Here is a 12,392-nt window from a genome sequence, read left to right as displayed (position 1 = left end):
GCTCAAGTCACCGGACGGTGCGGGGCGTTGGACGTGAGGCTGACCGGCGTCGGCGGGGGACGTAGGGTCTCCTGGCGTATCCCGCCGATCTCTCCGAGGGGAAGTGAACGAGCGGCTGCCTTCCCCGCACGGCCTGTTCGAAGCCCGGGATGCGAAACGGATTCCCTTCCGGAGGAGGTGGGTGTGATGGACATGGCGAGGAATGCGGAGGATGCGGCACGTGCTCAGGCCGGCGGACCCGTGACGGACCCGGACGTGGACCCGGACGTCGAGTCGGCGCCGGAGGGGCAGGCGCGGCAGTCGGTCGGTCGGCCCGACTGCCTGACCGAACGGCAGTGGGCGGGGCTGGCGCTGGGGGTCCTCAAGGGGGTGGCCGACGGGTGTGACATGGCTGAGCTCGAGGGTTCCTGGGCGTCGGATCTGGGGGTCGCCGCACTGAAGGGGCTGCTGGTGCGGCTGGACGAGCTGATGGCGCGGGACGGCGCGTCGGGGGGTTGAGCGGCGCGGAGAAGCCGCTGGTGAGGGCCGGTTCGGCGGCTTCCCTGGCGTAGTGTGACCGGAACTGGTATCAGTTTCTGAAACACCGTCAGAAACGAAGGCAGTGGCCATGGCCGAGCTCGTGGAACACGGACAGCTGTTCATCGGCGGCACGTTGACGGATCCCCTGGGCGATGCCGTCATCGAGGTGATCTCGCCGCACACCGAGGAAGTCATCGGGCGGGTTCCGCACGCCTCGCGGGCGGATGTGGACCGTGCCGTCGCGGTCGCCCGGCAGGCCTTCGACGAGGGGCCCTGGCCCCGGCTCCCGCTCGACGAACGGATCGCGGTCGTCACCCGGATCAAGGACGGCATCCTCGCGCGTCACGAGGAGCTCGCCCGGGTGATCTCCGCCGAGAACGGCTCGCCGTACTCCTGGAGCGTCCTCGCGCAGGCCCTCGGCGCGATGATGGTGTGGGACGCGGCGATCAGGGTCGCCGGCGACTTCACCTACGAGGAGCGGCGCGACGGCGTGCTCGGCAGGATCCTCGTGCGGCGCGAGCCGGTCGGCGTGGTCGCCGCCGTCGTCCCCTGGAACGTCCCCCAGTTCGTCGCCGCGGCCAAACTCGCGCCCGCGCTGCTCGCCGGCTGCACGGTGATCCTCAAGCCCTCGCCCGAGACGCCGCTGGACGCGTACGTCCTCGCCGACATCGCGCGCGAGGCCGGTCTGCCGGAGGGTGTGCTGTCGATCCTCCCCGCGGACCGCGAGGTGAGCGAGTACCTGGTCGGGCATCCCGGCGTCGACAAGGTCTCCTTCACGGGCTCGGTCGCGGCCGGCAAGCGCGTCATGGAGGTGGCGTCCCGCAACCTCACGCGGGTCACGCTCGAACTGGGCGGGAAATCGGCGGCCGTCGTCCTGCCGGACGCGGACATCGCCACCGCCGTCCCGGGGATCGTCTCGGCCGCCTGGATGAACAACGGTCAGGCCTGTGTCGCCCAGACCCGCATCCTGCTGCCGCGCTCGCGCTACGACGAGTTCGCCGACGCCTTCGCCGCCGCGGCGGCCGCGCTGGTCGTGGGCGACCCGCTGGACCCGGCGACGCAGGTCGGCCCGCTGGTGGCCGAGCGCCAGCAGCGCCGCAACCTCGACTACATCCGCATCGGCCAGGAGGAGGGCGCGAAGATCCTCACGGGCGGTGGACGTCCGCCGGGCCTGGAACGCGGCTGGTACGTCGAGCCGACCCTGTTCGGCGACGTCGACAACTCCATGCGGATCGCCCGCGAGGAGATCTTCGGCCCGGTGATCTGCCTGCTGCCCTACGGTGACGAGTCCGAGGCCCTCGAGATCGCCAACGACTCCGACTACGGGCTCAGCGGCAGCGTGTGGACGGCCGACGTCGAGCACGGCATCGAGATCGCGCGCCGGGTCCGCACCGGGACGTACTCCGTGAACACCTTCAGCCTCGACATGCTCGGCCCGTTCGGCGGCTACAAGAACTCCGGACTGGGGCGGGAGTTCGGGCCGGAGGGGTTCGGCGAGTACCTGGAGCACAAGATGATCCACCTGCCGGCGGGCTGGGAGGGCTGAGCTGCCATGGGCGACCGCTGGCATGTCGAGGTGGACCGCTCTCTGTGCATCGGCTCCGCCCAGTGCATCCATCACGCACCCGGCGGCTTCCGGCTGGACACGGCGCGGCAGTCGCATCCGGCCGATCCGGACACGGACGCCAATGAGCGGGTGCTGGCCGCAGCGGAGAGCTGTCCGGTGGAGGCGATCATGATCACGCTGGTGGAGAACGGTGAGGCGGTCTTCCCTCCCGACGAGTGAGAAATATGCGATTTGGGGGGTTTCATTCCTGTTCGAGTGTTCTATTCTGGTAGAGGCCTACGAGGCGAGTGAGGGAGTTCGACCGGAGTAGCCGACTCGGGCGCGACGCCGCACGACAGGGCATCCGCCGGGGCCGACGTCGACGGACGGACTGAGGGACCGGACGGCCGCAGGCCAGGGCCGGACGGAGAACCCCGGTCGCCTCGTAGGTCTCCGTGTGCGCCGACCGCGACCGCGCTACACGCATCACGTGCCCTACGCCCGCGTCCCGGGCGTCTTCGGATCGGTCACGTCGATCAGCCGGCACACCGTCTCGATGTCGATCCGCACCTGAGCGATGGACGCGCGACCGGACAGCCAGGTGATCAGCGCCGAGTGCCAGGTGTGCTCGATGACGCGGACCGCGGACAGCTGCTCTGGCGTGGGGTCGGTCAGGCCCATCGAGTCCAGGATGATCGCCGTCGTCTGCCGGGACACCTGGTCCACCTCCGGCGACACGCTGCGGTCGGCGAAGGTCAGCGCACGCACCATCGCGTCCGCCAGATGCGGCTCGCGCTGCAGGGCGCGGAAGGCCCGCATCAGGGTCTCCGCGACGCGGTCCGCGGCGCTCTCGCCGGTCGGGGGCTTCTTGCGCAGCGTGCCGTGCATGTGCTCCAGCTGGTCCTGCATCGTGGCGACCAGCAGATGCACCTTGGAGGGGAAGTAGCGGTAGAGCGTGCCGAGGGCGACCTGCGAGGACTCGGCGACCTCCCGCATCTGCACCGCGTCGAAGCCGCCCCGGCTGGCCAACTGCGCGCTCGCGTGCAGGATGCGGCGCCGGCGTGCCTCCTGACGCTCGGTGAGAGGTGAGTGCGCCGGGCGCTGTGGGGTGGCATCCGCAGACATGGGTCCCGCTCCGGTCCGTTCCGTGACAGTCGTGGTGACCGTCGGTGAGGGGGCGGTGATCATGCGACTCGGCAGAGCGGCCGGCCCCTGCCGGTCGTGGCGTGAATCACCTGATCCGCTGCCCTCAGCGCTCCTACCTGCCGGTAGATTCAGAGCCTCCCGAACGATCAAGTCTGAAACTTGTTCTAGATTAGCGTCCCGTCGTAGTCTCGCGGGACCATGCAGGCAGAAGGGGGCCCGGAGTGACCGCTGAGGCCAGTCAGGCGGGGTCCCGGCGTGACCGTGCTTCCGACGGCGAGCGACCGCTCAAGATCGCACTCCTCACGTACAAGGGGAACCCGTTCTGCGGGGGGCAGGGCGTCTACGTACGGCATCTGTCGAGGGAGCTCGCCCGCCTCGGGCACAGCGTCGAGGTGATCGGCTCCCAGCCCTACCCGGTGCTCGACCCCGGACACGAGGACCGCCTCACCCTCACCGAGCTGCCCAGCCTCGACCTCTACCGCCAGCCCGACCCCTTCCGCACGCCCGGACGCGGCGAGTACCGCGACTGGATCGACGCCCTCGAAGTGGCGACGATGTGGACGGGCGGGTTCCCCGAGCCGCTGACGTTCTCCCTGCGCGCCCGCCGCCATCTGCGTGCCCGCAGCGGGGAGTTCGACGTCGTGCACGACAACCAGACCCTCGGCTACGGACTGCTGGGCGACGTCGGCGCACCGCTGGTCACCACCATCCACCACCCCATCACCGTCGACCGGCAGTTGGAGCTGGACGCCGCCGAAGGACGCCGGCGACGCCTCTCGGTGCGCCGCTGGTACGGGTTCACCCGGATGCAGAAGCGCGTGGCGCGCCGCCTGCCGTCCGTCCTCACCGTCTCCGGCACCTCCCGGCAGGAGATCGCCGACCACCTCGGCGTCCGCGACGACCGCATCCACGTCGTCCACATCGGCGCCGACACCGACCTGTTCTCGCCGAATCCGTCCGTGGCCGTCGTGCCGGGCCGGATCGTGACGACGTCCAGCGCGGACGTCCCGCTCAAGGGCCTGGTCTTCCTCGTCGAGGCGCTGGCGAAGGTGCGCACCGAGCACCCGCACGCCCACCTCGTCGTCGTCGGCAGGCGCCCGCAGGAGGGGCCGGTCGCCCAGGCGATCGAGCGGTACGGCCTCGAAGGCTCGGTCGAGTTCGTCAAGGGCATCTCCGACGCCGAACTCGTCGACCTGGTGCGCTCGGCCGAGGTCGCCTGCGTGCCGTCCCTGTACGAGGGCTTCTCCCTGCCGGCCGCCGAGGCCATGGCCACGGGCACGCCGCTGCTCGCCACGACCGGCGGGGCGATCCCCGAGGTCGCCGGGCGCGACGGGGACACCTGCCTGGCCGTGCCGCCGGGCGACGCGGGCGCACTGGCCGCGGGCCTCGGCCGGCTGCTGGGCGACCCCGCCCTGCGGGCCCGGCTCGGCGCGGCCGGACGGCAACGCGTGCTGGAGCGGTTCACCTGGGCGCGCGCCGCCGAGGGGACCGTCGCCCGGTACCGCGAGGCGATAGCCGACGGCGGCCGCGCACGGGTCGCCCCGGTCACCGGCGCCACCGGCGCTCACGGCGCCACCGAAACCCCCGACGCCTCCCGGACCTCCGCGGCCCCGCCCGCCGCGGGAGCTCCCGAGGCCGCCGGGACCGACGAGGCCGTGGCGACGGCCGACGTCGTATCCGAAGCATCCGACCGCGAAAGCAGGGCCACGTGCTGACCGTCGACTTCTCCCGGTTCCCGCTCGCCCCGGGCGACCGAGTCCTGGACCTCGGCTGCGGGGCAGGGCGGCACGCCTTCGAGTGCTACCGGCGCGGCGCGCAGGTCGTGGCCCTCGACCAGAACGCCGAGGAGATCCGCGAGGTCGCCAAGTGGTTCGCGGCGATGAAGGAGGCCGGCGAGGCCCCCGAAGGCGCCACCGCCACCGCCATGGAGGGCGACGCGCTCGCGCTGCCCTTCCCCGACGAGTCCTTCGACGTCGTGATCATCTCCGAGGTCATGGAGCACATACCGGACGACAAGGGCGTCCTCGCCGAGATGGTGCGCGTGCTCAAGCCGGGCGGACGCATCGCGATCACCGTGCCGCGCTACGGCCCCGAGAAGGTCTGCTGGACCCTGTCCGACGCCTACCACGAGGTCGAGGGCGGCCACATCCGCATCTACAAGGCGGACGAACTCCTCGAGAAGATCCGCGAAGCCGGCCTCCAGTCCTACGGCACCCACCACGCCCACGCGCTGCACTCCCCTTACTGGTGGCTGAAGTGCGCGTTCGGCGTCGACAACGACAAGGCGCTGCCGGTGCGGGCGTACCACAAGCTGCTGGTCTGGGACATCATGAAGAAGCCGCTGGCCACCCGGGTCGCCGAGCAGGCCCTCAACCCGCTGATCGGCAAGAGCTTCGTGGCCTACGCGACCAAGCCGCACCTGCCCGCGGTGGACGCGCGGTGACCACTCCCCGGACAGAACACCTGGTCCTGCCCGGGGTCCTCACCGCCGGGCAGGCCGCCGCGACCGTCGCAGGCATCCTCGCCGTGCAGCGGGAGGACGGCGCCATCCCGTGGTTCAGGGGCCACCACCTCGACCCCTGGGACCACACCGAGGCCGCGATGGCCCTGGACGCCGCGGGCGAGCACGACGCCGCCGCACGCGCCTACGCCTGGCTGGCCCGGCACCAGAACGACGACGGCTCCTGGTACGCCGCCTACGCCGACGGCGCCCACGACGACGTCACCGACCGGGGGCGCGAGACGAACTTCGTCGCCTACATAGCCGTCGGCGTCTGGCACCACTACCTCTCCACCGGCGACGACACCTTCCTCGACCGGATGTGGCCGAGCGTGTACGCGGCGATCGAGTACGTGCTGCGGCTCCAGCAGCCGGGCGGGCAGATCGGCTGGCGGCGCGACGACGACGGCACGCCCACGGCCGACGCGCTGCTCACCGGGTCCTCCTCGATCCACCAGGCGCTGCGCTGCGCGCTCGCCATCGCCGAGCAGCGCGAAGAGGCCCAGCCCGACTGGGAGTTGGCGGCCGGCGCACTGCGGCACGCGATACGACGGCACCCCGAGCGGTTCCTCGACAAGGACCGTTACTCGATGGACTGGTACTACCCGGTGCTGGGCGGCGCGTTGACCGGTGCGGAGGCCAAGTCCCGCATCGAGGCCGAGTGGGAGCGGTTCGTGGTGCCGGGCCTCGGCGTGCGGTGCGTGGTGCCCAACCCGTGGGTGACGGGCGGGGAGTCGGCCGAACTCGCCCTCGCCCTGTGGGCGATGGGCGAGTCCGACCGGGCGCTGGAGATCCTGCAGTCGATCCAGCACCTGCGGGACGCGGACTCGGGCCTGTACTGGACCGGGTTCGTCTTCGAGGACGAGGCGATCTGGCCCCAGGAGCTCACCACCTGGACCGCGGGGTCGTTGCTGCTCGCGGTCGCGGCCCTCGGCGGCCACGAGGCCACCTGCGCCGTGTTCGGCGGCGAGCAGTTGCCGGCGGGACTCGAAGCGGACTGCTGCGCCTGAGGGGCGGGCTGCCGTACCCGAGTGGCCGGCTGCTGCGCCCGAGGGGCCGGGAGCGCGGTCCGAGGACCGCGCTCGGGGACGTCAGTGGCGGTGGACGCGGTTCGCGATGGCGTGGCCGACGAACAGGTACACCACCGCCGCCAGACCGTAGCCGGCCACGACCCTGGCCCACGCCTCGTCGAAGGTGAAGAGGTCACGGGACCAGCCGGCCAGCCAGTTGGCGGCGTGATGGACGAACTGGACGAGGTCGTTGCCCCGGTTGGCGTCCAGCAGGTACATCACGATCCACAGACCGAGGATGACGGCCATGACGTCCGCTACCACCGCGATGACCGTTCCGGCGGAGTTGGAACCACTGCGATATCGAGACATGTTCTCCGGATTGCCGTTCGATTCCTGATGAAACCTCGGGCAGGCCCGGCAGACCGTCAGACCGGCAGACCCGGCAGACTTTCAGAACCGGCAGGCCGGTGGGCCGCCAGGTCGTCGGGCCGGCGCTGAAGAGGCCCTGGAAGTGGCCGTGTCAGGAGTTGAGTTCCGCCAGCACCCGCAGGGTGGTCGGGTCCGGGGCGACCGCCAGCAGATCCGTCACCGGCCCCTTGCGCCACGACTCCAGTCGCTCGGCGATGCGTTCGCGGGGGCCGACGAGGGAGATCTCGTCGGCGAAGGCGTCCGGCACGGCGAGCACGGCCTCCTCGCGGCGGCCGGCCAGGAACAGCTCCTGCACACGCCGGGCCTCCTCCTCGTATCCCATGCGCGCCATCAGGTCGGCGTGGAAGTTGCGGGTGGCGTGGCCCATGCCGCCGATGTAGAAGCCGAGCATGGTCTTCACGCCCAGCAGCCCCTCGCCGACGTCGTCGCAGACCTTGACCCGCGCCAGCGGGGCGACCCGGAAGCCCTCCGGGAGCTCCGCCACCGCCGGCCCGTAGGCGTCAGGCCGGTTCGGCGACCAGTACAGCGGCAGCCAGCCGTCCGCGATGCGGACCGTCTGCGCGACGTTCTTCGGTCCTTCCGCGCCGAGCAGCACCGGCAGGTCCGCACGCAGGGGATGGGTGATGGACTTCAACGGCCGCCCGAGGCCCGTCGCGTCGGCGCCGCGGTAGGGGTGCGTGTGGAAGCGGCCGTCGAGTTCCACGGGCGCCTGGCGCCGCAGCACCTGCCGTACGACGTCCACGTACTCCCGGGTCGCCGTCAGGGGCGACTTCGGGAAGGGCCGGCCGTACCAGCCCTCGACGACCTGCGGGCCGGACAGCCCCAGCCCGAGCATCATCCGGCCGCCGGAGAGGTGGTCCAGGGTCAGGGCGTGCATCGCGGTCGTGGTGGGGGAGCGGGCCGCCATCTGCGCGACCGCGGTGCCCAGCCTGATCGTCGAGGTCCGGGCGGCGATCCAGGTGAGGGGGGTGAAGACGTCCGAGCCCCACGACTCCGCCGTCCACACGGAGTCGTAACCGAGCCGTTCCGCCTCGCGGGCCAGCTCCACGTGGTCGGGGGAGGGGCCGCGCCCCCAGTAGCCGAGAGCCAGACCGAGCCGCATGCCCGCCTCCTGACGGTGTGTCAGACAGAGAGGGCGACTGTACGGCAACGGCCCCCCGCCCGGAAGGGCGAGGGGCCGTGCACACCGTGGTGCGGAGCGGGACTCAGCCGCGCTGGATGCCGGAGGCGTCCCGCAGGACGCCGCGCCGGCCGTCCTGCGTCTGGGCGACGAGACCCTGGGCGCCCTGCTCGACGGCCAGGTACCAGGTGCCGGGAGCCAGTTCGGCGATCGGCGTCGGCGCGCCGTCCTCCGCGTACAGCGGACGCGGCACGGGCACGGCGAACCAGAACGGCGAGAAGTCCCCGGCGGACGGCTGCGCCGGAGCAGGCTGACCGCCGAACGACTGCGGACCCGGCTGGCCGGGCTGCCCCTGCGGCTGACCGCCGAACGCCGACGGCTGCGGGGCGCCCGGGTAGCCGTACCCGGCGGGCGGCTGCGCGCCGTACGGCTGCGGGGCCTGCGGCCTGGGCGCCGGGACGAGAGCGGCCTGCAGGGCCGGGACGAGCGGGGTGGCGACAGCGGCCGCGGCGAGCAGCAGGGTGGCGACCAGGGCGAGGATCAGACCGGCGCCGGCGTCGGGGCTGTTCGAGCTGTCGCCGACGTTGTCGTAACCGCCGGACGGGTCGAAGACGTTGCCGAGCGCGCTCCAGGCGGCGAAGACCGTGAAGGCCACACCGAACTGGCGCAGTTCCAGGCCGGCGACCTTCGGCGGCTGCGGAAGCGCCCGGCTGACGACCACGAGCGCGGCGCCGATGACGCCCGCGAGAACGACGCTGAACAGGACCGGCCCGCTGCCCCAGAGGTTCGGCAGATCGTAGCTGTCGGGGATCCCGTCGATCGAGTAGTTGTCCAGGAACGACGCGATGAACAGCAATACCGCTGCTCCGATCACCACGCCGTCGCCTCGAGTGAGGGAGCGGATATTCACTTCAGGTCCTTCGTCTGTCGTCTCGTCGTCGGTACACGCATACACAAAGCGGTAGAGGCGTCGCTGTCACCATGTCGCCGTCAGGCCCCGGTGTGAAGCGTGGGGGTGGCCCCTCATCGTAGGAACGACACTATCGTCCGCACGATCGCCCTGTCCGCCGGGATCAGCGCCCTGATCACTACCCGCGCAGGAAACTCACGATTCCCTCAGAGATCCCCTGCGCCGCCTTCTGCCGCCAGGCTCCGCTGGTCAGCAGTGCCGCGTCCTTGGTATCGCGCATGTTGCCGCACTCGATGAACACCTTGGGAACCGTTGACAGATTGAGACCGCCCAGGTCCTCACGCGTGACGAGACCGGTGCCGTCGCCGACGTAGTTGGACGGCGAAGTGCCCGTGGAGCGGGCGAAGTCGCCCGCGATCAGCTCTCCCAGTTCCCTGGACGGGCCGACGACGGTCCGGGTGTCCGCCAGACCCTTGTGCACCGTCCCCGGCAGGATCACGTGGAAGCCGCGCTGCCCGGCTCCGGCGCCGTCCGCGTGGATCGACACGACCGCGTCGGCGTGCGCCGCGTTGCCGATCCGGGCGCGCTCGTCGACGCACGGGCCGAACGGCCGGTCCGCGTCCTGCGTCAGCTTCACCGTGGCGCCCTGCTCCTGGAGCAGCGCGCGCAGCCGGTGCGCCACGTCCAGCGTGAACTTCGCCTCGCTGTAGCCGGCGTTCGTGGACGTGCCCGTGGTGTCGCACTCCTTCCAGTTGGTGCCGATGTCCACCTTGCGGTTGATCTCGGAGGCGTGGTCGACGTTGGCGGGGTTGTGCCCGGGGTCGATGACGACGACCTTGCCCGCGAGGGGAGCGGCCGCCCGGCTCGGAGACGCGGCGAGCGTGTTCGGCTTCGCGTCCCCGCCGGCCGGGACCGTGGCGCGGGCGCTCGACGAGGCGCCCGCCCCGGCCGCTCCGCCGCCCGTGCCCTCGCCGCCCGGGTCGCCCAGCACCCCGTACGCCAGCCAGCCCAGCAGTGCCCCGGGCACCAGCAGCGTCAGCGCGACCGTCAGGGGACGCCGCAGGCGGGACCGGCGCGGCAGCGGGGAGCCGAAGGAGCCGGACGGCCCGAAGGGGTCGGCGGGGTCGGAGTGCGGGCCTGGGTACGACACGCCCGCCACCCTAGCGGGCGCTTCTGGCCGGTCACCTCCGCCGACGCGTACTCGGTGCCCCGGGGGGCCAGGCAGGCGAACCAGTTGTACGGGGAGTCGTCGACCGTGCGGACGGTCGGGGCGTCGGCGCGGACGCCGGCGCCCGCGGCAACCCTGCTGATGGTGGTCTTCGTGCCGTTCTTCCAGGTGCACGTCACCTGTCGGGCGGGGCGAGGCCCGGCCCGTCGTCCCTCGGGGCGAGCAGCTCGCGGAGCTTCCTGCGGTGCCTGCGGGCGTGCGCGTCGATCATCACGCGCCGTACGTACGCCTCCGGCTCGTCCGCCGCGCCGACTCTGCGCCAGGCGACGTAGACCTGCTCCAACGTGGACTGGACCAGGCCCTCCGCGGCGTGCTGTTCCCCCAGGAGGAGAGATGCCGTGCGCATCAGCCGCGCCCAGCGGCCGACGACGAAAGCCTGGAACGCCGTGTCCCCGTCCTGCTCCCGATCCCCCATGGGCACCTCCTGGATGTTCGAAGGAGGCCATGAGAGGCCCGGATCGTTGCCTCAGCGGGCGGGAATTCTCCGCGGCAGCCACAGCAGCGTCAGCACGGCCCCCGCCAGCAGCACCCCCGTGCCCGTGCGGAACGCCAGGGCGTACCCCTCGGTCAGCGCCTCCGGGGCGCCGCGGCCCGCGGTGCGCGATGCGGCAAGCGCCGACAGCACCGCGAGGCCCAGCGAGCCGCCCATCGTGCGGGAGGTGTTGACCAGGCCGGACACCAGTCCGGCCTCGCCCGGTGCGGCACCGGACGTGGCCAGTGCGGCGAGCGGGGTGGTGCCCAGGCCGCCGCCCAGCATCATCAGCACGCCCGGCAGCATGATCCCGGTGACGTACCCGTCGTCCACCTGCATCGTCGACTGCCAGGCGAAGCCGGTCGCCGCCAGCAGCGTGCCCAGCACGGCCACGGTGCGGGCCCCGGCGGCGCGCATCAGGCGGGGGGCGAGCTTGGAGCCGGCGACGACGGCCAGCGAGCTGGGCACCAGCGCCAGTCCCGCCTCCAGCGGGGTGTAGCCGAGCGCGTTCTGCAGATAAAGGGTCATGAAGAACCACATCGAGAACATGGCCGAGCCGTTCACGAACATGGCGGCGTTCGCCGCGGACACCGTCCGCAGCCGGAACAGGCCGAGCGGCATCAGCGGAGCCGCCGTCCCGGCCTCCACGACGAGGAACAGCGCGACCAGGGCGAGCCCGGCGGCCAGCGGCACGAGGGCGGCCGACGCCGTCCATCCCGCGGACTCGGTCTGCGAAATGCCGTAGGCCAGGGTGGCGAGGCCGGCCGTGACGAGCAGCGCACCCGGCAGGTCGAGGCGCCGTCCGTCCCCGGCCCGGCTCTCGACGAGCCAGCGCAGCGAGCCGAGCAGCACCAGCACGCCGACCGGCACGTTGATCAGCAGTACCCAGCGCCAGGACAGCAGGTCGACGAGGCCCCCGCCGACGAGCCCGCCCGCGGCCCCGCCGCCCGCGCCCACCGCCGTCCAGGTCGCGATGGCCCGTGCCCGCGCGGCGCCCTCGGGCACGGCGGCGGTGACGATCGTCAGGGTGGCCGGGGCCAGCACCGCGGCGCCGAGCCCCTGGACGGCCCGGGCGAGGAGCAGCTGCCAGCCGCTCTGCGCGAGGCCGCCGGCCAGCGAGGCCAGGGTGAACAGGGCGAGGCCGGTGAGGAACATCCGCTTGCGCCCGTACAGGTCGCCGGCCCGGCCGCCGAGCAGCATGAACCCGGCGAACGCGATGGAGTAGGCGTTCACCACCCACTGCAGCCCGGAGGAGGTCATGCCGAGGTCCGCGCGCATCGACGGCAGCGCCACGTTGACCACGGAGATGTCGAGCACGACGAGGAACTGTCCGGCGCAGGCGAGCGCCACGAGCAGCCAGGCGGGGGGAGCGGTGTGGGATCTCCGGGCGCGGGCGGTGTCGGCGGTCTCCAGCATGGGCGTCATGGTCTCAACCGGGTTGTGCCCGTTGCATCGGTTTTTCGACCTAGGTCCGCGGACCCGAGCCGCAGTCCAGAGCGAACGTGGTCC

At 72.1% G+C, this 12,392-nt stretch carries 12 protein-coding genes and 1 pseudogene; 6 read left to right on the top strand and 7 right to left on the bottom strand.

All coding sequences use genetic code 11. The features are described from left to right. The first annotated feature begins 192 nt into the window (after positions 1-192). The 3 genes from ACH4ZA_RS33635 to ACH4ZA_RS33625 all read left to right on the top strand — a co-directional run bounded on the left by ACH4ZA_RS33635 (position 193) and on the right by ACH4ZA_RS33625 (position 2,305). The gene (locus ACH4ZA_RS33635) at positions 193-498 is read left to right on the top strand and encodes a hypothetical protein (RefSeq protein ID WP_398433037.1); all 306 of its coding nucleotides are present in this window, start codon (positions 193-195) and stop codon (positions 496-498) included. Positions 499-607: 109 nt separating this feature from the next. Then, on the top strand, positions 608-2,065 hold the full coding sequence (locus ACH4ZA_RS33630; protein WP_351672983.1) for an aldehyde dehydrogenase: 1,458 nt from the start codon (positions 608-610) through the stop codon (positions 2,063-2,065). 6 nt (positions 2,066-2,071) lie between these two features. Then, positions 2,072-2,305, top strand: coding sequence for a ferredoxin (locus tag ACH4ZA_RS33625; RefSeq protein ID WP_319279502.1), 234 nt, complete (start codon positions 2,072-2,074; stop codon positions 2,303-2,305). A gap of 255 nt (positions 2,306-2,560) precedes the next feature. Here ACH4ZA_RS33625 and ACH4ZA_RS33620 read toward each other — a convergent pair whose 3' ends face one another. Beyond that, the gene (locus ACH4ZA_RS33620) at positions 2,561-3,190 is read right to left on the bottom strand and encodes a TetR family transcriptional regulator (protein WP_057583434.1); all 630 of its coding nucleotides are present in this window, start codon (positions 3,188-3,190) and stop codon (positions 2,561-2,563) included. A gap of 242 nt (positions 3,191-3,432) precedes the next feature. On the opposite strand from ACH4ZA_RS33620, the gene ACH4ZA_RS33615 reads away from it, so the two are divergent. The 3 genes from ACH4ZA_RS33615 to ACH4ZA_RS33605 are packed head-to-tail and all read left to right on the top strand — an operon-like array spanning position 3,433 to position 6,721. Further along, positions 3,433-4,926 carry a glycosyltransferase family 4 protein gene (locus ACH4ZA_RS33615; RefSeq protein ID WP_398433036.1) on the top strand — a complete coding sequence of 498 codons (1,494 nt, stop codon included), beginning with the start codon at positions 3,433-3,435 and terminating at the stop codon, positions 4,924-4,926. After that, positions 4,920-5,654 (top strand): class I SAM-dependent methyltransferase, encoded by a 735-nt coding sequence (locus tag ACH4ZA_RS33610; protein WP_398433035.1) that lies wholly within the window; start codon positions 4,920-4,922, stop codon positions 5,652-5,654. Before ACH4ZA_RS33615 ends, ACH4ZA_RS33610 begins: the two co-directional genes overlap by 7 nt. Beyond that, positions 5,651-6,721 (top strand): prenyltransferase, encoded by a 1,071-nt coding sequence (locus ACH4ZA_RS33605; protein ID WP_319279505.1) that lies wholly within the window; start codon positions 5,651-5,653, stop codon positions 6,719-6,721. Before ACH4ZA_RS33610 ends, ACH4ZA_RS33605 begins: the two co-directional genes overlap by 4 nt. A gap of 81 nt (positions 6,722-6,802) precedes the next feature. Here ACH4ZA_RS33605 and ACH4ZA_RS33600 read toward each other — a convergent pair whose 3' ends face one another. The 6 genes and pseudogenes from ACH4ZA_RS33600 to ACH4ZA_RS33575 form a co-directional block, all read right to left on the bottom strand. Then, positions 6,803-7,093, bottom strand: a complete 291-nt coding sequence (locus ACH4ZA_RS33600) for a hypothetical protein (RefSeq protein ID WP_319279506.1) — start codon at positions 7,091-7,093, stop codon at positions 6,803-6,805. Positions 7,094-7,244: 151 nt separating this feature from the next. Beyond that, the gene (locus ACH4ZA_RS33595; protein ID WP_319279508.1) at positions 7,245-8,255 is read right to left on the bottom strand and encodes an LLM class F420-dependent oxidoreductase; all 1,011 of its coding nucleotides are present in this window, start codon (positions 8,253-8,255) and stop codon (positions 7,245-7,247) included. Positions 8,256-8,358: 103 nt separating this feature from the next. Beyond that, positions 8,359-9,183, bottom strand: coding sequence for a DUF5336 domain-containing protein (locus tag ACH4ZA_RS33590; protein WP_319279509.1), 825 nt, complete (start codon positions 9,181-9,183; stop codon positions 8,359-8,361). 178 nt (positions 9,184-9,361) lie between these two features. Continuing rightward, the gene (locus ACH4ZA_RS33585; RefSeq protein ID WP_398433034.1) at positions 9,362-10,333 is read right to left on the bottom strand and encodes an N-acetylmuramoyl-L-alanine amidase; all 972 of its coding nucleotides are present in this window, start codon (positions 10,331-10,333) and stop codon (positions 9,362-9,364) included. Positions 10,334-10,556: 223 nt separating this feature from the next. Beyond that, positions 10,557-10,826, bottom strand: a pseudogene (locus ACH4ZA_RS33580) (sigma factor); the annotation flags it as partial. A 51-nt stretch (positions 10,827-10,877) separates the two neighbouring features. Continuing rightward, complete coding sequence (locus ACH4ZA_RS33575) at positions 10,878-12,308, bottom strand: MFS transporter (protein WP_398433033.1); 1,431 nt, start codon at positions 12,306-12,308, stop codon at positions 10,878-10,880. Positions 12,309-12,392 lie beyond the last annotated feature (84 nt).

It is taken from the genome of Streptomyces sp. NPDC020597, assembly GCF_044335095.1.
Classification (GTDB): Bacteria; Actinomycetota; Actinomycetes; order Streptomycetales; family Streptomycetaceae; genus Streptomyces.
Note: the sequence above shows the minus strand (reverse complement) of the source record. Positions and strands in the feature narration are given on the sequence as shown.